Source organism: Pseudomonas sp. DC1.2, assembly GCF_034351645.1.
In the GTDB taxonomy this organism is placed as follows: Bacteria; Pseudomonadota; Gammaproteobacteria; order Pseudomonadales; family Pseudomonadaceae; genus Aquipseudomonas.
Window position 1 is genome coordinate 2,718,166 of record NZ_CP133782.1, and the last position, 17,693, is coordinate 2,735,858.

16 protein-coding genes are annotated in these 17,693 nt (G+C 57.3%); 2 read left to right on the forward strand and 14 right to left on the reverse strand.

What is annotated here, in order from left to right; translation table 11 throughout:
• Nucleotides 1–65: 65 nt before the first annotated feature.
• The 3 genes from RHM68_RS12395 to RHM68_RS12405 all read right to left on the reverse strand — a co-directional run bounded on the left by RHM68_RS12395 (nt 66) and on the right by RHM68_RS12405 (nt 4,438).
• Nucleotides 66–1,592 carry an ArnT family glycosyltransferase gene (locus RHM68_RS12395; RefSeq protein WP_322223358.1) on the reverse strand — a complete coding sequence of 509 codons (1,527 nt, stop codon included), beginning with the start codon at nt 1,590–1,592 and terminating at the stop codon, nt 66–68.
• A gap of 94 nt (nt 1,593–1,686) precedes the next feature.
• Nucleotides 1,687–3,411, reverse strand: coding sequence for a lipid IV(A) 4-amino-4-deoxy-L-arabinosyltransferase (gene arnT / locus RHM68_RS12400; RefSeq protein ID WP_322223360.1), 1,725 nt, complete (start codon nt 3,409–3,411; stop codon nt 1,687–1,689).
• Between the two features lie 346 nt (nt 3,412–3,757).
• The gene (locus RHM68_RS12405; RefSeq protein WP_416195231.1) at nt 3,758–4,438 is read right to left on the reverse strand and encodes a histidine phosphatase family protein; all 681 of its coding nucleotides are present in this window, start codon (nt 4,436–4,438) and stop codon (nt 3,758–3,760) included.
• On the opposite strand from RHM68_RS12405, the gene RHM68_RS12410 reads away from it, so the two are divergent.
• A complete protein-coding gene (locus RHM68_RS12410; RefSeq protein WP_322223965.1) occupies nt 4,380–4,709 on the forward strand; it encodes a hypothetical protein in 330 nt (109 codons plus the stop codon). The genes RHM68_RS12405 and RHM68_RS12410 overlap by 59 nt on opposite strands.
• Nucleotides 4,710–4,789: 80 nt before the next feature.
• Here RHM68_RS12410 and RHM68_RS12415 read toward each other — a convergent pair whose 3' ends face one another.
• The 7 genes from RHM68_RS12415 to RHM68_RS12445 form a co-directional block, all read right to left on the reverse strand.
• Nucleotides 4,790–5,350, reverse strand: coding sequence for a PqiC family protein (locus RHM68_RS12415; protein WP_322223364.1), 561 nt, complete (start codon nt 5,348–5,350; stop codon nt 4,790–4,792).
• 17 nt (nt 5,351–5,367) lie between these two features.
• On the reverse strand, nt 5,368–7,023 hold the full coding sequence (locus tag RHM68_RS12420) for an intermembrane transport protein PqiB (RefSeq protein WP_322223367.1): 1,656 nt from the start codon (nt 7,021–7,023) through the stop codon (nt 5,368–5,370).
• Nucleotides 7,004–7,672, reverse strand: a complete 669-nt coding sequence (locus RHM68_RS12425; RefSeq protein WP_322223369.1) for a paraquat-inducible protein A — start codon at nt 7,670–7,672, stop codon at nt 7,004–7,006. The genes RHM68_RS12420 and RHM68_RS12425 overlap by 20 nt, the downstream gene beginning before the upstream one ends.
• Entirely contained in the window at nt 7,669–8,265 is a 597-nt protein-coding gene (locus tag RHM68_RS12430) for a paraquat-inducible protein A (RefSeq protein WP_322223372.1), read from the reverse strand. The genes RHM68_RS12425 and RHM68_RS12430 overlap by 4 nt, the downstream gene beginning before the upstream one ends.
• 183 nt (nt 8,266–8,448) lie before the next feature.
• Nucleotides 8,449–9,753, reverse strand: coding sequence for an FAD-binding oxidoreductase (locus tag RHM68_RS12435; RefSeq protein WP_322223374.1), 1,305 nt, complete (start codon nt 9,751–9,753; stop codon nt 8,449–8,451).
• Nucleotides 9,750–10,838, reverse strand: a complete 1,089-nt coding sequence (locus RHM68_RS12440; protein ID WP_322223376.1) for a polyamine ABC transporter substrate-binding protein — start codon at nt 10,836–10,838, stop codon at nt 9,750–9,752. Before RHM68_RS12440 ends, RHM68_RS12435 begins: the two co-directional genes overlap by 4 nt.
• A gap of 146 nt (nt 10,839–10,984) precedes the next feature.
• Nucleotides 10,985–12,343, reverse strand: coding sequence for a glutamine synthetase family protein (locus tag RHM68_RS12445; RefSeq protein ID WP_322223378.1), 1,359 nt, complete (start codon nt 12,341–12,343; stop codon nt 10,985–10,987).
• A 159-nt stretch (nt 12,344–12,502) separates the two neighbouring features.
• On the opposite strand from RHM68_RS12445, the gene RHM68_RS12450 reads away from it, so the two are divergent.
• A complete protein-coding gene (locus RHM68_RS12450; protein WP_322223380.1) occupies nt 12,503–13,444 on the forward strand; it encodes a helix-turn-helix domain-containing protein in 942 nt (313 codons plus the stop codon).
• On the opposite strand, the gene RHM68_RS26710 is transcribed toward RHM68_RS12450, so the two are convergent.
• The 4 genes from RHM68_RS26710 to RHM68_RS12465 all read right to left on the reverse strand — a co-directional run bounded on the left by RHM68_RS26710 (nt 13,431) and on the right by RHM68_RS12465 (nt 17,556).
• A complete protein-coding gene (locus RHM68_RS26710; protein WP_323567355.1) occupies nt 13,431–13,559 on the reverse strand; it encodes a diguanylate cyclase domain-containing protein in 129 nt (42 codons plus the stop codon). The two genes, RHM68_RS12450 and RHM68_RS26710, sit on opposite strands and share 14 nt — an antisense overlap.
• Nucleotides 13,560–13,982: 423 nt before the next feature.
• Nucleotides 13,983–14,213, reverse strand: a complete 231-nt coding sequence (locus RHM68_RS12455) for a hypothetical protein (RefSeq protein WP_322223383.1) — start codon at nt 14,211–14,213, stop codon at nt 13,983–13,985.
• A 344-nt stretch (nt 14,214–14,557) separates the two neighbouring features.
• Nucleotides 14,558–16,198, reverse strand: coding sequence for an ABC-F family ATP-binding cassette domain-containing protein (locus RHM68_RS12460; protein ID WP_322223385.1), 1,641 nt, complete (start codon nt 16,196–16,198; stop codon nt 14,558–14,560).
• A 170-nt stretch (nt 16,199–16,368) separates the two neighbouring features.
• A complete protein-coding gene (locus RHM68_RS12465) occupies nt 16,369–17,556 on the reverse strand; it encodes an MFS transporter (protein ID WP_322223387.1) in 1,188 nt (395 codons plus the stop codon).
• Nucleotides 17,557–17,693: the final 137 nt, after the last annotated feature.

The window sequence follows — 17,693 nt, forward strand, 5'->3', positions numbered from 1 at the left end:
GGGGAAAGCCACTGTGCAAGCCTGTCGAACCGAGAGGCCCAGGGCGGGCCTCTCGTTTTACTTGATCAGGGTTTTGGAATGAACGCCACGCTTTGCTCGTCACGGCCGTGGAATTTACGCTCGCCATTGGTTGGGGTGGTGGTAATCACCTGATGGTCGGCACCGAGGTATTCCAGTGGCAGCGCCTCATCTTTGCGGTAGGTGGTCACAATGATTGTGCGTTTCGGATCCCAGTGCCGACCGCTGTTGGCGTCTAACCAAGCCAGCAGCGCTGCGCTATCACCGGTGCGTGGGAAGTCCTGCTTTTCCTGTACGTAGTAGAAAGGTGCGCCACCGGTTTGCAGGTACATCGGCACTTTGTTATCCACTTCGATCATCACCATCTGCCATTCGCTCAGTGGCGCACGTTTGCTGGCTTCAAGCTTGACGGTCTCGCCGAACTGAACGACGCCGCCGCCGCTGTTGGTCCACGGATAGATCACGCCCAGTACCGCGAGCATGAGCGCTGTGGCCACGCCGAAACCGATTTTCCAGCGGCGCCCACCAAATAGGCCAGGTGCGTTGCGTTCAGCCATTCGACGCGTTACCCACCAGGCGCCCAGCAGTTGTGCGAAAGGTACCAGAGGCAAAACGTAGTAGCTGCGGCGGCTGCCACTGGCGGTGAAGAACAGCATCAGCAGGCCCAGGGCCCAGACCAGCCAGCGAGCGTTGGGTTCGATGTTGCGCCAGTGACGCACGGCAACCCATAGGGCGATTAACCAGCAGGGTGCCCAGGGCAGGGTGTAAGCCGGCAGATAAATAAGGTAGGTGTAGATAGGCCCGATGTGGTCGAACGGATCGAAGAAGCGTACAACGTTTTCCCGTATTACCAAGCCCAGGCCGCTTTCGCCATAGGTGGGCGCGCCATAGAGGTTGGAAATAATAAACGGTGTCATGTAGACCGCGCCGGCGACTAACAGCGCCACGCACAGCCTCAGGTTCAGGTGACGCTTCCAGCGCCCCTCCTGCAACAGATGAGGCAGCAGCACCAGGCCCGGCAAAATGAAGCCGATCAGGCCTTTGAACAGTGAGGTCAAAGACAGGAGCAGGAAAAATACCAGGTAGCGGCCCAAGCGCGTGTCTTCCGGCCCGCGCCAGTACCACCACACCGCCGCCAACACACCCCATACCGTGAGAATGTCGGCCGTGGCAACCCTTGCCCAAAACAGGAAATAGAAGGTGGTCGCCAGCATCCAGCCCGCAATCAGGCCGGTGCCCTTGCGAAACAACTGTTCGCCGATCAGGTAAACCAGCCACACACTCAGCCACGCACTAATCACTGAAGACAGGCGCAATGACCAGTGCCCAAGGCCGCCCGTTAGCCAAGCAGTGGCCGTGATCAGCCAATAGGAAGGCAACGGTTTGTCGTAGTACGGCGCACCCTTGAGATAAGGGTCAATGTAGTTGCCGCTTTGAAGCATCTGCAGGGAAATGTTCGCCCATCGGGTTTCCGCGCCCCATAACTCACGCGTACCCAACCCCAATAACAACATCAGGGCTGTTGCCCCCAGCAGAAGCCAAAGCGCGCCCCTGTCACTTGCCCAGAACTTCATGTCGGGTTTCCTGTAGGTACTTTTAAAAGCTCAAGTGCTGATACGGTCGGTGAGTGTGGAGGGGGCAGGGCCCCCTCACACACCCATTCATGCATCAGGGTTGAGTCTGCGGGAAGATCAGGATTTCCAGGTTGCCGCGGCTGTAACGCTTGCCATCGGGCGGCAGCATCAAAACCTCCTGAGTCTCCTGCACATTGTTGACCCGCATCACGACGCCGACAGAGCCCTTTTTACGAGCCTCCGTCATCCACTGGTCGATGCCGTCAAGGGAGACTTTGCGCGATGCCATGGCCGGATCGTCAAGACCGTACTTCAGCTCGCCGACGGTGTTGAACAGATCGACCTGAGGCCGGTTCAGACGCCAGGACAAGGCCGATGCTGCACCCAGATCGTTACTGAGCAGGGAAGACGTCTGACTCAAGGCGTCCAAGTGTTCGGCAACGAATTGATCAGGCATTTTGCTGTTGACGATCTTCCCAGGCATTGCCGCCGGGAGCAGTGCTACCAGTAACCAGATACCCAGTGCTGGCGCGGCCCAGAACACCAGTGGCCGCAGCGCCTGCAACGCGTTGGCGATGATCCAGCCCGCCAGCACGATAAAGGCCAGGGACAAGCTGAACATCTCGGTGTTTTCGTAGATTTCTTTGGTGGCTTGAATGTAGAGCAGGGCGACCAGAGCGGCGGTGGCCAGCACCGCATTGAGTACGCCATTGATGCGAATCACTCGACCGCGATGTTGGTCTAGCAACTCCGTTACGGCGTGCCCCATCAGCAAGGCCAGTGGTAACAGGCACGGCATGATGTAGGTTGGCAGTTTGCCTTTGCTCAGGCTGAAAAATGCCAGCGGCAGCACCAGCCAGAGCAGCAGGAAGCCAATGGCAGGAACGCGTTTTTCTTTCCCGGCCTTGATAAACGTGGCTGGCAACAAAGCGACCCACGGCAGGCTCGACACCACCAGCATTGGCAGATAGAACCACCATGGCCGTGCGTGTTGCGCGTCATCGGCGGAGAATCGGCGAATGTGTTCGTGCCAGAAGAAGAAGCGCCAGAAGTCCGGCTCGCGCTGGTGAATGGCCAGAACCCACGGCAAAGAGATCACAATGGCAACGACGAACGCCACTGCACCGTAACGCAGCAACTCGCTAAAGCGGCGCTGCCATAGCATATAGGGCAGGGCGATCAGCACTGGCAAGAGCCAGGCGAGAAACCCCTTGGTCATAAAGCCCATGCCGCATGCCGCGCCCAATAGCGCCCAAGCGCCGAGCCGACCGCGTGGCGAGGAATTATCCAAGGCAAACCATAACGCCACGAGGCTCAGGTTGACCCAAAAGGTGAACTGCGGATCGAGGTTGGCGTATCCGGCCTGACCTGCAATAAGGCCGAAGCTCATATAAAGCAATGCGCAGGCGCCGCTTTTGAGCGGATCGTTCCACAGGCGGCGTGCGATCAAGTAAGTCAGCCAGACACTTAGCCCGGTGCTCAGCGCCGAGGCAATGCGCACGCCGAAAAAGTTATCGCCAAACACGGCCTGGCCGATGGCGATCATCCAGTAGCCGGCGATGGGTTTTTCGAAATATCGAATGCCCATGAAGTGCGGTGCGACCCAATTGCCGCTTTGCAGCATTTCTTGGCTGATCTGGGCATAGCGTGTTTCGTCGGGAATCCACAGGCCGTGGGTCAGTAGTGGCAGCAGATAGAACAGCACGAAGGCCAGCACCAAGCTGGGAACTATCCAGCGTTCGACGGTGGACGGTATTCTTGATGGCGCGCGGCGCAGAGCGTCCGCAGGGTGTTGCGACGGATTGTTATGGGGCGTCATGAGTCGACCTTAACGCAGTAGACATTGCTTGGTTCAGTGATGGGCTCGGCGCAATCCTGCGAGAGCACAGCACTGGATTTAATGATTGCAGGCTTGTCGGCAACTGAATGTGCGTGATCTCCCTGATCCATAGAACTATCAAGCTTCCAAGCTGAACGATTCCTGAAGAAGTTAAAACTTGTAATGCGCTTCTGTCCACTAAAGGGTGGACAAAAGAACAACGTTAACTGTGGCGAGTGCAAGAGTGAACCGGACTAACTAAATCGATCATTAACCTGTTCACTCTTTTTTGTACAACTGCAATCAGGCCAGTGGCTGATAACGGCAGACTAGACACCTGCGTCTGTCATTTCGTTGCGCTTTGAGTCAGCAGCGAATGCCAATCGGCCGCATTCAGCACACCCAGTACCTTAAGTTTTCCATCGTTACCGATGCTGACGAACAATGAACTGGTGTACTCGGTAGCAGCAGCGTGCTTGAAACCGCTTTGGGCTTCGAAATGGCTGATGCAGCCGCTATGAGTCACTAGTACCAAATTGCGGTGAGGAACCTTGTGCGCAATGACGTCGTCGCGCAGGTTTTGGCTGCATTCGCCGGTCAGCCATTCCTGAGTCGCTGCGTCTTTATCAAACATGGCCCGCGCCGTTTGTTGGGTGCGGGTCATGGGGCTCGTGAAGACATCGGTCTGCGACATGCCCAATTGCATAAACCCTTGGCCTACGGTTGCTGCGGCCTCGCTACCGATTCGGGTGATACCGTCTGCCGGGCCCAGGCAAGGATTGCTGGAACGGTCGCAGCGTTCGGCATGACGCACCAGAGCGGCCACTTCGCCCGCTTTCCATTGTCGCAGCAGTTCAGCGCTGGCCTGTGAGCCGGCATTACCCAAATTCGCCGGAGACCGGGTGAAGAGGAAGTAAGTCGTCACCAGCACAACAGCGAGGAGTACGCACGCTGCCAGGACAATTTTGATGGATCGCGATGTCTTCGATCGCTTGGAGATCATTGTAGGTAACACTGATTCGACCACTGTATTGCCCCTTCAGAGAACCGGAAAACTGCACGGCAAGCAGCCGGCACCGGAAATAAATTCGACGGTATTGGAAGTTGTTTTAGTCAAAGCTCTAACGATGCATCACACACTAAGAGTCGGTGCGTATGAACGCGGTGAAACGGATGTGAAAAATTTGCATGGAAACGCCAAATCGATCAGTAGATGTCTCCTTTTTAGTTGCAGTCGCAAGAGCGTAGCCTTCGACGGCGAAATCACCCAGTTGTATTTGGAAATGAATATCAAATAGGGCCTGACAGACTATTTCAATTTGTTGCTGAATGGTGCGCGCCGACCAGATGGCCCTGCCGGCCGGCACCCTTGGGAATTTCAGCGTGAGGAAGGGCAACCCGTCTGTGTGCCTCCAGCGGCTTGGGCAATCAAGGCAGAGAGACGCTGGACGTTGTGCTGCTGGGCGATCACCAGGTCATCGATGGCTGCACCTGATGGCGTCTGCAACAGGCTGCGACAGCTCAGTGTCGGGGCAGAGCTGTCACCGAGTGTACGCAAGCGCCATGTGACGTCGATCAAGCCGTACTGGCCGGGAATCGAGTCGAAGCGCTGCACGTCTACCCGCAACGACACGTTGTGTTGGGGTCTGGCGTTTGCGAGCTGATCCGCCAAGGCACTGCGTAATTCATCCGCCAGGCTCGCGCCCCACCATTCAGTCTCAAGGATTGCCAGGCCGCTATTGCCTTGGCGAATAACGATCTGCGCCCGATCTACCTGAGGCGGTACGCTGATACCCTCGATCAGGATTTGTGCGCCATTGCCCGGTGTTGTGCTACCCACTTGCATCGGGGTCAGGGTGTGAAAGTGAATCGGATCGCTGCGACACGCTGCGAGCAGCAACAGGGCGGCGATCAAGGTGAACCGGGTTGAAACCATCATGTGCGTCGCTCCTGTGCTCAGTTACGCGGTGGCCCCTGCAAATCCGCGGGTGCTGCGTTGTCCGGGCGGCCTCGAATCAACGACTCTGGATGCCGTCCCAGGTAGTCCGACAGCTCCCGCAGGGAGCGCGACATGCGTTTTAGTTCGTCGAGGGTCTGCGTCAGTTGCTCACGTTGCGGCGAATCTTCGGCCAAGGTCGAACTGGCCGACTGCAGTGTCTTACTCACGTCAGCCAAGGTGTTCTGTACGCCGGGCAGTGTTTTGGCATTGAATTGTTTGAGGCCTTTGCGCAGTTCGATGAGATTACCGTCGAGGTTGTTGGCGATGCGTTCCACCGGCAGCTTGTTGATTTTGTCGACCATGGACTGCAGTTTTTCCTGTAACTCTTCCAGGCTGCCCGGCACGGTCGGAATGCTGACGGGCCGGGCGTTTTCATCAAAGGTGACTTTTTCTGCTTTCGGGTAGAAATCCAGCGCGATGTACAACTGACCCGTCAGCAGGTTGCCATTTCGGGCCTGGGCGCGCAGACCGTTTTCGATGAATGTGCCCATCAGCCGAATACTCGCCTGCTCGTCATTAGGGTCATGCATCATCGCCTTGATCATTTTGGTCTGCGCCTGACCCAGCCTTTGCGGATAGATCACGATGCCCACGTTGACCGGAAAGCTGCGCTTTTTCTCGTCGAAGTCCAGATTTATCGCGACTACCTTGCCGATTTCCATACCGAGAAATTCTACCGGGGCATCGACTTTCAGTCCCCGCAAGGCTTGGTCAAAACGCAGGCTCAGGTATTGCGCCTTGCCATTGGGTGGGGCGAGTGCGGTTGGCTGGTCGGCAAACAGTTCGAAGTTTTTGTCCTCTGCGGCGGCGGTGTCATTGGGGCTGTAGTCCGGGGCACGAAAAGCGATGCCGCCCACTAGCAACGAAGACAGGGATTCAGTTTTCAGGGCGAAGCCGTTGGCGCCGATATTTAAATCGATACCGCTGGCGTTCCAGAACCGGGTGTTCTCGGTGACATAGGCATCATTGGGGGCATGCACGAAGACTTCGATGTTCACTCCCTTGCCGTCAGGATCCAGCGCAAACGCCACCACTTGCCCCACGGGGATCTTGCGATAGTAGACCGGTGAGCCGATATCCAGCGAACCAAGGTCCTGGGTATGCAGGGTGAAGCGCTTGCCCGGTTCTCCATAGGTAATGGGTGGTGGATTTTCCAGGCCTTTGAAGTGTTTCGCGCGCCCGTCGGCGTGACCGATATCGGCGCCAATGTAGTCCCCGGATAGCAGGGTATCTATGCCCGAGACACCACCGGCACCAATGCGCGGGCGCACCACCCAGAACTGCGAGTCTTCGCGGGTGAACGTTTCGGACTGTTTGGCGAGTTTGATGGTGGCGTTAACACTCTTTTGGTCATCGCTCAGTTCCACCTCAGAGACACGGCCGACCACCACGTTGCGGTATTTGACTTCGGTTTTGTTGGCGGTCAGACCGTCGCCGGTCTTAAAGTTCACGACCACAGTCGGGCCTTCCTGCATGAGGTTATGCACCACCAGGGAAATGCCCACCAGCACGGCCACAATTGGCACGATCCATACCAGGGAAACGCTGAAACGACGGGTCTTGATACTGGCCTGAGCTGGAGCTTGCGCCCCGTCAGTGGCTTGCGACTTCATCCATGACCTCCTCGTTGTGTGGTTTGTCAGGCACTGTAGTTGGCTGTTTATCCCAGATCAGGCGCGGGTCGAAACTCATTGCCGCCAGCATGGTGAATACCACCACCAAGCCAAAAAAAAGAATGCCTGGACGCGGTTCTATATCCCCCAAGGCCTGGAATTTCACCAGTGCCGCCACCAGCGCTACCACCAGCACGTCGAGCATCGACCAATAGCCAATGACTTCGACGAAACGGTAGAGCTTCGATCGCTCCTTGCGCGCCCAAAGGCTGTCGCGTTGTACGGTCACCAGTAGCAGCGTCAGGGCGACGAACTTGATTCCCGGCACGGCGATGCTGGCGATGAAAATGATCAGGGCGATGTCCCATGCCCCGCCTTCCCAAAATTCCAGCACGCCACTCATGATGGTGCTGTCGGCGCCTGCACCGAGCATTTTGGTGTTCATCACTGGCAGCAGATTGGCCGGCACGTAAAACGCCAATGCGGTGAGCATGTAGGCCCAGGTCCGGACCAGCGCATTGGTTTTACGTCGATGCAACGGGGCATCGCAACGTGGACATTCGTCAGGATTGTCCGTCATGTCACAGGCCAGGCCGCAGCTGTGGCACAGACAGAGGTTGAGTTCACTGGCAAGCGGTGGCTGCCTCATAAGATGTCCCACAGGTCCCGGACATCTCTCCCAGCAATACGAATCAGCAACAGGCTAAGCACGGCCAAGGCAAAGAGCCCGATGCCGGGCAATACGTCCAACAGCCCGGCGAGTTTGAACACTGCCACCATGGCGCCCAGCAGGCAGACTTCCAGCATGCTCCAGGGCCTGAGGGTTTCCAGCCAGCGCATGCATACTTTGAAGGCGGGTGAGCGACGGGAGACGAGGGCAAAGCTCAGCACCCAGATAAGCAGCAACAGCTGAAAAATCGGCGCAATGATGATGGAAATTGCCGCCACCATCGCGATGAATGTAATGGGCCCCTGACTCAGTGCCAGCACCGAGTCCCAAAGTGTCGCGCTGTTTTTCAGGCCTTGCAGGCTGATGGTCATCACCGGGTAGAAATTGGCAAACACCCACAGCACCGCCGCAGTGAAAGTCAGGGCCAATCGCTGTTCCACCGTCAGGCCGTTATACCGTTGCAGCACGCCACCGCAACGGGCGCACAAGGTTTTCTGGTGTTTGGCGAGCGTGACTTTTTCATACACGCAGTCACAGTGCTCGCAGATGATCAATAGGTCAGTCGTGGCCATTGGCTGCGCTCGAAAGGAGGCGGGAGAGTCAGAGCACCTCATCAATATAGAAGCGGGTTGCGATAGAGCAAATTAAAAGCCGAATCAGCGGCGGCAAACGATTGATCTTCGCGTGATCACTCGCTGCTAGCCCGCTCACCTCGACCACCGATCGTCAACCGTTACACAACGCTGTGCGGTAGATCAGCCGAGTATTTCGCGCAGCCGATACCAGAACATCCCCAGCGCCAGCAGCGGTGAGCGCAAGGCGCGGCCGCCGGGAAACGTCATGTGCGGCACGGCGCTGAAGACGTCCAGCCCCTGACTGTAACCGGCATGGATCGCTTCGGCCAGGAGCCGTGCAGTCCAATGAGTAACGTTAAGGCCATGACCGGAGTAGCCCTGAGCGTAGAACACATTGGGGTACTGGCTCAGGCGCCCGACCTGAGGAAACCGGTTGGCGGTGATGCCGATTTTACCGCCCCATTGATAGTCGATGCGCGCATCCGCCAGATGCGGAAAAACGTTGAGCATTTTCGGGCGCATGTAGGCTGCAATGTCGACGGGGTCGCGGCCGGAATAGTGACAGGCACCGCCGAACAGCAAACGTCGGTCCGCGGAGAGCCGGTAGTAGTCAAGGCCGACTTTTTGATCGCACAGCGCCAAGTTCTGTGGAATCAACGACGTTGCAATGTCAGGCGACAAGGGCTCGGTGGCGATGATGTAACTGCCCGCTGGCAGCACCTTGCCGCTCAGCCGTGGCTCTAGTTCTTCCAGGTGCGCGTTGCAAGCCAGTACCAGACTGCCGGCCCTGACCGTCCCAGTGGCGCAGCGAACCTGCACCGTGCTGCCATGGATCAGCTCGAGCACGTCGCTGTGCTCGAAAATCCTGACTCCCAGCGATTGCGCCAACTGCGCCTCGCCGAGGACTAGATTGAGAGGGTGCAAATGCCCGGACCCCATGTCGATAAGGCCTCCGGCATAGGCATCGCTGTTAACCACCTGCTGGCGCATCTGTTGCGGTCCGACCAGTCGGGTTTCATGGCCGTAACCCCGTTCTACGAGCGCTTCTTGTTCTGCCTTGAGCCCGCTAAATTGCGCCGTTGTATTGGCCAGTTCGCAAAACCCCCAGTGCAGATCGCAATCGATCCGGTGTTCACGGACGCGGTTACGCACCACGTCTACCGATTCGATTCCGGCGCGCTCCAGATAGCGCACGCCTTCTTCACCCACGTAACGAGCGAAGCCGCTGACGTCATGGCCAATGCCGCGAATCAATTGCCCGCCGTTGCGCCCGCTGGCGCCCCAGCCAATGCGTCGGGCTTCCAGCAGAATCACCGAAAGCCCGCGTTGCGCCAGTTCGATGGCGGTGTTGACCCCGGTAAAACCGCCACCGATCACGCAGACATCGGCCACCAGGTCCGATGCCAGCGTTGGATAGGGCGCCTGGTTATTGGCTGTCGCGGCGTAATAGGAGTGAGCATGTTTCATCACACGTGCCTGATTCATTTGTTGGACTTCACTTTGCTCCAGGAGCGGGTCATCACACGCATGATTGCCTGGGGCGGGGTGGTGGAAATGTACAATTTGTCGAGCACGTTCTGAGGTGGATAGACTTCCGGGTTGTTCACCAGTGCGGGGTCCATGTACTGCTTGGCGGCCGGGTTGGGGTTGGCGTAACCCACCGAAGCGCTAACCTGTGCGATCACTTGCGGGTTCAGCAGGTAATTAATGAAGGCGTGGGCTTCTTTCTGATTACTGGCGTCGGCGGGAATCGCCAACAGGTCGAACCACAGGTTGCTGCCTTCCTTGGGAATCGCGTAGGCGATGTTCACGCCGTTTTTCGCTTCCTTGGCCCGATTGGCAGCCTGGAACACATCACCTGAGTAGCCGAAGGCAATACAAATGTCGCCGTTGGCCAGGTCCGACACGTACTTGGAGGAGTGGAAGTACGTAATGTAAGGGCGCAAGGTCAGCAGTTTGGCTTCGGCCTTTTTGTAGTCTTCAGCATTTTCACTGCGCGGGTCCATGCCCATGTAATTGAGGATCGCTGGGAATACTTCATCCGCCGAGTCCATCATCGACACGCCGCATTGGCTGAGCTTTTTCAGGTTCTCGGGTTCGAACAGCACCGCCCAAGAATCGATGTGATCAATGCCTAGCACTTGCTTGATCTTGTCGACGTTGTAGCCGATGCCGTTGGTGCCCCACAGGTAGGGCACGGAGTGTTCGTTACCCGGATCGTTCTTTTCCAACAGCGCGAGCAATTTGGGGTCGAGGTTTTTCCAGTTTGGCAACTGCGAACGATCCAGTTTGAGAAACGCGCCGGCCTTTACCTGGCGGGCGAGGAAATGGTTGGATGGCACCACCACGTCATACCCGGTGCGGCCGGCGAGCAGTTTGCCCTCCAGCGTTTCGTTGGAGTCGAAGACGTCGTAGATCACTTTGATGCCGGTTTTGGCCTGAAAGTCGGCGAGGGTGGTTTCGCCGATGTAATCGGTCCAGTTGTAGACGCTGACGGTGGGCTGGGCCTGCGCCCCCGCGCTGCACAACAATGCCAGCGCAACCGGAACCACTGATTTCAATAGACGCATATCGACACCTCTTCGAGTTATTGGATTTTTCAGGCGTTTGTTTAGTGTTAATGCACTCGTCTTCGCGAGGGGGCTCGCCCCCACAAGGCAATCCATTAAAAGTGTGGGAGCGAGCCTGTTCGCGAAAATACCTATGCGCACAGACCTCAGACGCTGAGCAGCAGAAACTCACGCTCCCAGGAGCTGATCACCCGCTTGAAGTTTTCGTGTTCTGCACGCTTGACCGCGACGTAACCGCGGACGAATTTGCTGCCCAGGTAGCGCTCGATGGTTTCGCACTCTTCCATGCGGGTCAGGGCGTCCTCGATAGTGATGGGCAGGCGCAGATTGCGCCGTTCGTAAGCCCGTCCCTGGACCGCAGCGCTGGGTTCGACCTGTTCGACCATGCCCAGGTAGCCGCATAGCAGGCTGGCAGCGATGGCCAGGTACGGATTGGCGTCCGCGCCAGGCAGGCGGTTTTCCACGCGCATGGCGTCGGGGGTTGAGGTTGGAACACGTAGACCAACGGTACGGTTCTCTTCGCCCCATTCCACGTTCACCGGAGCCGAGGTGTCCGGCAGGAAACGGCGGAACGAATTGACGTTGGGCGCAAACATCGGCAGCACTTTGGGGATGTACTTCTGCAGGCCGCCGATGTGGTGCAGGAACAGTTGACTCATCTGCCCGTCAGCGTCGGCGAAGATCGGTAGGCCGGTGGCAATATCGATCACGCTCTGGTGGATGTGCATCGCGCTGCCCGGTTCGTCGCCGATCGGTTTGGCCATGAAGGTCGCGGTGACGTTGTGCTTGAGCGCGGCTTCACGCAGGGTGCGTTTGAAGACGGTGATTTGATCCGCGAGGTCGAGGGCGTCGCCATGCCGGAAGTTGATTTCCATCTGCGCCGGGCCGTCTTCGTGGATAAGCGTGTCGAGGTCCAGGCCCTGGAGTTCGCACCAGTCATAGACGTCTTCGAACAGCGGGTCGAATTCGTTGGCCGCGTCGATAGAAAACGACTGACGACCGCTTTCGGCACGGCCTGAACGACCCAGAGGTGCCTTGAGTGGCAAGTCGGGGTCTTCGCAGCGCTGGGTCAGGTAGAACTCCATTTCCGGGGCGACAATTGGCTTCCAGCCCTTATCGGTGTAGAGCTGCAAGACTTTTTTCAACACGTTGCGCGGCGACAGTTCGATCGGATTACCCAGTTTGTCGAAAGTGTCGTGGATCACGATGGCGGTCGGCTCAATAGCCCATGGGATCACGTAGACCGCATCGGCGACCGGTTTGCAGACCATGTCGATATCGGCGGGGTCGAGCAGGTCGTAGTAGATATCGTCGTCGACAAAGTCCCCGGTTACCGTTTGCAAAAGCACACTTTCCGGCAGGCGCATGCCTCGCTCATGCAGGAACTTGTTAGTCGGTGCGATTTTGCCGCGAGCAATGCCGGTCAAGTCGCTGACCACACACTCAACTTCGGTAATCTTGTGATCTTTCAGCCAAGTGAGCAGCTGATCGAAAGGGGCATTCATAAAGACCTCGTCGTTGGATTTGTTAACGCGGGGGAGGTTGGCTTGATCGGCCCGACTTCCCCTATGGCGCGTTGACGACTATCTTGGGCGAGCCTTGCCGTTCCATCTATCCACTTTAAGCAGCACCAAAACGCACCAAACGAGTGCGTAAGGTTTCCCATGACAACGTGTCATCCTTTACAAGTCCAAGCCTTCAATACCGCCGATGTGGCCGAGCAGATCCGTGCCACGCCTGGCTGGGTCCAGCATTACCAGCAGATGTCGCCGGGGCATTTCGCCGGAAGGGTGCGCTATCTCGACCTGCAAGGCGTGGAGATTTACGAAGAGCAGATGAATACTCGGGTCGAGCAGAATTTCAGTGCTCCCAAGGGGGCGCTTGCGTTCTGTTTCGACCGCAGTGACAACGCGCTGTATGTGTTGAACGGTGAAAGCCGCAACATCTGGATCACGCCGGAGAACTATCAGGAAATCGCTGTGGTGTTTGGCCCTGAATTCGTTCAGCGCCATGGTTTGAGTGTGGCGCGGCTGGAAGGGCTGTTCATGTCGCCACTGAACTCAGGACAGAACGCACTGTTCAGCCGTTGGTTGAGTGCAACCTTGACCCAATTGGCCCAGGCATTCGATCCGTCGAGCAGGGAGGCGTTGACGCAGCAACTGTTGGAGGACTGTCTGTACATCCTTGACAACGCCTGTGTCTGCCTTGATCTGGGCGGTTTGCAGCGCCGGGCTGAAGAACGAAGCATCATGAAGCGCATTGGCGAATGGGCGGCCGACTCTCCGGAAGAAACCCTTAACCTGCTGGAACTGTCGCAAGTGGCTGAGGTTTCCCTGCGCCAGTTGCAGCATGCGTTCAAGGCCTACACCGGGATGACGCCGACCCACTGGTTGCGCTTGCGCCGACTCAACAGCGCCCACCGAGAACTGCTCAACCGCACGAGCACGGACACGACCGTCGCCGAAGTGGCGATGCATTGGTCGTTTTGGCATTTGGGACGGTTTTCCAGCAGTTACAGAGCATTGTTCCAGGAACTGCCCAGTGAGACGCTCAAGCGTGCAGGCCGCCCCTGTCTAAGCCGAGGCGGTAAGTTTAATTTGAAATGAGGGTCCTGTTTCTACCGCTAGACTTGGCAGCGTATAGCGCTTTGTCCGCTGTATCGACCAAGTTTTCCGGGGTGCTAACGTCCTCATCAGCGAGCGCACTAGTGCCAATACTAATGCGATATTTTCAGTGGCGGGCTGTAGTGTCTGACGCTACCCAGCTCTGATTATCGCCATGACCCTTCAACGTTAAGCGTGTAACGCAGCGCTGGCCAAGCGATTCGAGATGCCTACCGGTTTGTCAGTGAGCGACCATTGGGTGACGTGTCATTGCCTGGCATCAAGTGCTCATCCGCATTTTCGCCTAAATAAACAGGTCAAAAAAAAGCCCGCATGCGGGCGGGCCAAGGGATTCTTCAAAGGAGTGGTTTCACTTTATGGCGTAGGTTGTGAACACTACGTGAAAGGAATGTCTCAAAAAAATGCTCAGCACGAAACCCAAGAGGGTTGGGGTCAGGCGCACGGAACCCCGGTGACGGTAACGTCGCCGCTCATGCTGGAGCAGGCACACCTTCTGCTGGAGTCGGATGCCCCGATTGAATCATCTGAACCGAGGCAGAGGACGTTCAACGGGTCGCAACGCCGACAACGTGCTGCGAATCAGTGGCGTGTCTTTCTCGATATCGCTCAATCGATCGCGAATTTTTAGGGCGGTTGGGTGGCCTCCCTGGTGATCGACCCAATCGGCAATTTCTTTGCAAGCTGCCGTGAGACGTGCCTGGCGGGAGTCAAGCAGAGTGAGCAGGGTGGTGATGGACTCTTTTTCGGACATGACAAACACCTCCGTTGAGAGAAACTGGGCAGTGGCAGCAAAAAGCCCGCGGGTGCGAGCTTTCTGCCATGGGGTCGCTGGTCCTTCAGCTCATTTCAGTATAGACCTCGGTAACATCTGCGGATTGTCCTCCCTCTCGCCGGGGAATCACGTTTGACTGGGCGTTGTGGGCGTTGAGCTGCCAGCACTCACGTCGAGCATCGTCTTCACGCTCAAAGCCATCGCCGATGAAACCACGTGTTCGGCTATCGGCGTCACTCAAGCGGATTCGTGTCACCTCAACTATAGAAGTCCTTTAGCGCTGCGCAAAAAATACACAGCTCAGCTCGTCGCTTCCCTGCAGATCAATCGTAGACAGTTTGCAGGTGCCACCCTGTTGGCTGCCATTCAAGAGTGTGTGTCGGTGCCAGTGCAGTTAGAAACGCTTGATCGTGTGAGGCGGCAATAATTGCTCCTGGAAAGTCCTTTAATGCGTGCTCGAATGCCTCTACTGATTCGAGGTCCAGATGATTCGTCGGTTCGTCCAGCAGTAACAGTTGCGTTGGCGTTTTACGCCAGAGCGCAAGGGCAATCGCCGCTTTCAGTCGTTCGCCGCCGCTGAGTAACCCGCTCGGCTGAGTCACCCGGCTCGCGTCCAGTTGAAGCTGTGCCAAGTGACCGCGTAATTCACTCTCGGATAATGGTGTGTCGAGCAAGCCTAACTGCTCGACGATAGAGCGTTGATCGTCGAGCAATGCCAACTGTTGATCGAGAAATGCGCTGGGGAGGTGTGTGATGCATTCGCCGCTCTGCGGTGGATATTCACCCGCCAGCATGCGCAACAAGGTCGATTTACCGCAGCCGTTCGGCCCTCTGACAGCGACGCGCACAGGTCCGGTTAGCGAGAGGGTCAAGCGCGTCGCGCAGGCTTCTTGCGGTCGCCATGGCAGTTGCACGTCAATCAGTGTCAGCACCTGCCGAGTGCGCGGTACGGCAGTTCCTGGAAGGTGCATCACGACACCGTCCGCAGGCTGCACCTTGGCATCGGCGTCTCTTACTTGAGCATCCAGCGTGCTCTTGCGTATTTGATGGGCTTTACGCACCGTGCCCATAATTTGGGTTGCGGCACCTTTCATCGCGGCCCGCTCAAAGCGCGAGACATTGGCGACGCCTGCCTTTTTAAAGGTTCCGGCGGCGCGGCGTTGGATTTTGTCGTGCTCACGTTGCAGGCGAATGCGCTCACGATTGCGCTCGGTTTTGGCCTGATCGAGCCGCACCTGGACGGCGCCTTGATCAATAGTCCGTTGCACCTGAAACGCTGCGTAGTTGCCGCCAAAGACCCTCGAGCCTAACGAGGTGAGCTCGACGATTCGTTGAATGCCGTTCAGTAGCTGGCGGTCATGGCTGATGACGATCAAACCACCGCGCCACTGTTCGAGCTGACGCATTAGCCAGCGACGTCCTTCGGTGTCCAGATGATTGGTCGGTTCATCCAGCACTAACAACTCCAGAGGCGTCAGAAACGCCCCTACCAAGGCAATGCGCGCTTGTTGTCCACCGCTCAGTGATTGGGTCAGGTGCTCAGGTTCAATCTGTCTCAACCCGGCTTCATCCAGCAGATGACGCAAGCGTTCTGGCAGGTCCCAACGATCCGTCAGGGTTTCGAGATCCTCGGCCGATGCTTGGCCGGAATTCAGCCGGGCCAGCGCTTGGAGTGTTGTGGTGCAACCGATGGCGTCGGCGACGGTTTGTCCTTCCTTCGAGGGAAATGCTTGCGCTACATAAGCAACTTTTCCGTGGACGTTCAGGGTTCCCGAGGTGGGTTTAAGGTGTCCGGCAATCAACTGCGCCAAGACGCTCTTGCCGATGCCATTGCGGCCGACAATCGCAGTGGGAGTGAGGTCGAAACTGAGGTCAAGTGATTCGAAAATCATTTCGCCATTAGCGAAGCGAAAACCCAGTTGCTTTAATGAAGCGAGTGCAGGCAGACGCGTGACGTGAGTCATCGGCACCTCCATAAAATGTCGAAAAACTAACAAGCGCCGTGGGCAGCTTGTCTCGAAAACATTTTGGAAGGCTCAGTTGTTCACGTTTGCAATCGTCCTGGTAAGTGAGAGGTCGCAATCCTAGTCGACGAAGCAGCTTGGATCAAGACGGCCTGGAGCCGTCTTCTGTATCAGGTCATGACACGGCGACTTAGCATTAAGGTCAAACCAAGCCCGGTCATCGACAACAACGCCGCGCTGAAGAAAATCCATGAATAGCCCAGGTTCAGCGCCACTGCGCCCATCATGGGGCCAGCAATGGCCAAGGCCAGATCGAAAAACACGGCATAAGCGCTCAGTCCCGCGCCGCGACTGGAGTTGGGTACTTGCTTGATCGCTTCTACGCCCAGTGCGGGGTACACCAGCGATAGGCCGAACCCGGTCAGGCCGGCGCCGATCAATGCGTAACCCGTGGAAGGTGCCAGCCACAGCAACATCAGGCCAACGGTTTCGATGCTCATGCAGGCAATCGCCGAGTTGAAGCCGCCGAAGCGGCTGATACTGGAGATGAACAACAAGCGCGACACAATAAAACAGACGCCGAACACCGTCAGGCAATAGGCCGCGCCGGTCCAGCCACGGTTGAGGTAATACAGCGTAATAAACGTGGTCAGGGTGCCATAGCCGATGGACGCCAGACTCAGGCCTGCACCGAACGGCGCGATGCGCCCGAAGACCGCCCAGAATGGCAGGCGTTCGCCGCGAATCACCGGCACCGACGGTTTGTTACGGATCAACAGCAACGCGCCCATGGCCAATATCGACAGGGTAATCCCCAGGCTTGCAAACCCGTACTCACCGACCATCACCACACCTAGCGGCGCACCTATGGCGATAGCACCGTAGGAAGCGATGCCGTTCCAGGAAATCGATCGAGCCGTGTGCTCGACACCCACTTGGCCCATGCACCAACTGATGGTGCCCACGCCAATCAAGCCTTGAGCAACGCCCAGCAGCAAACGCCCAACGATCAGCATCAACAGGCTTGGCAGCGGCGTACTTTGCAGCAAGGTTGACAGTAGCGTCAGCAGGCCACTGAGCACAATTCCCGACAACCCTAAAACGATTGCCCGCTTGGTGCCGATGTTGTCTGACATGCGTCCGGCCATCGGTCGACTGAGCAGGGTCGCCAGGTATTGGCAGCCAATGGTCACCCCGGCAACGATGGCACTGAAGCCCAACTGCTCGTGGACATAACCCGGTAGTACCGCGATCGGTAGGCCGATGCAGAGAAAGGCAATAAAGGTATAGAAGACAATGGAGACGATCTGCAGAGTGATCGCCGTCGAGCTTTGCGGGGGCAGTTGCTGCACAGACATGAGGGCTCGTTCGCGGGCGGCGGTGTGAGGAGCGCATCATGGCGTGGGCGCAAAATAAAAGGAAGCAGGCTAAGTACTTATTGATCGTTACCGCGCCCTGCATTGGAAGGGGTGATCGAGCAATAAAAAGCCCCGTC

Bases quoted from the DNA above. Each gene is read 5' to 3' on its own strand.
- RHM68_RS12395 (WP_322223358.1), bottom strand. From the start codon at position 1,592: ATGAAGTTCTGGGCAAGTGACAGGGGCGCGCTTTGGCTTCTGCTGGGG.
- arnT (WP_322223360.1), bottom strand. From the start codon at position 3,411: ATGACGCCCCATAACAATCCGTCGCAACACCCTGCGGACGCTCTGCGC.
- RHM68_RS12410 (WP_322223965.1), top strand. From the start codon at position 4,380: ATGGATCGCGATGTCTTCGATCGCTTGGAGATCATTGTAGGTAACACT.
- RHM68_RS12415 (WP_322223364.1), bottom strand. From the start codon at position 5,350: ATGATGGTTTCAACCCGGTTCACCTTGATCGCCGCCCTGTTGCTGCTC.
- RHM68_RS12420 (WP_322223367.1), bottom strand. From the start codon at position 7,023: ATGAAGTCGCAAGCCACTGACGGGGCGCAAGCTCCAGCTCAGGCCAGT.
- RHM68_RS12425 (WP_322223369.1), bottom strand. From the start codon at position 7,672: ATGAGGCAGCCACCGCTTGCCAGTGAACTCAACCTCTGTCTGTGCCAC.
- RHM68_RS12430 (WP_322223372.1), bottom strand. From the start codon at position 8,265: ATGGCCACGACTGACCTATTGATCATCTGCGAGCACTGTGACTGCGTG.
- RHM68_RS12435 (WP_322223374.1), bottom strand. From the start codon at position 9,753: ATGAATCAGGCACGTGTGATGAAACATGCTCACTCCTATTACGCCGCG.
- RHM68_RS12440 (WP_322223376.1), bottom strand. From the start codon at position 10,838: ATGCGTCTATTGAAATCAGTGGTTCCGGTTGCGCTGGCATTGTTGTGC.
- RHM68_RS12445 (WP_322223378.1), bottom strand. From the start codon at position 12,343: ATGAATGCCCCTTTCGATCAGCTGCTCACTTGGCTGAAAGATCACAAG.
- RHM68_RS12450 (WP_322223380.1), top strand. From the start codon at position 12,503: ATGACAACGTGTCATCCTTTACAAGTCCAAGCCTTCAATACCGCCGAT.
- RHM68_RS12455 (WP_322223383.1), bottom strand. From the start codon at position 14,213: ATGTCCGAAAAAGAGTCCATCACCACCCTGCTCACTCTGCTTGACTCC.
- RHM68_RS12460 (WP_322223385.1), bottom strand. From the start codon at position 16,198: ATGACTCACGTCACGCGTCTGCCTGCACTCGCTTCATTAAAGCAACTG.
- RHM68_RS12465 (WP_322223387.1), bottom strand. From the start codon at position 17,556: ATGTCTGTGCAGCAACTGCCCCCGCAAAGCTCGACGGCGATCACTCTG.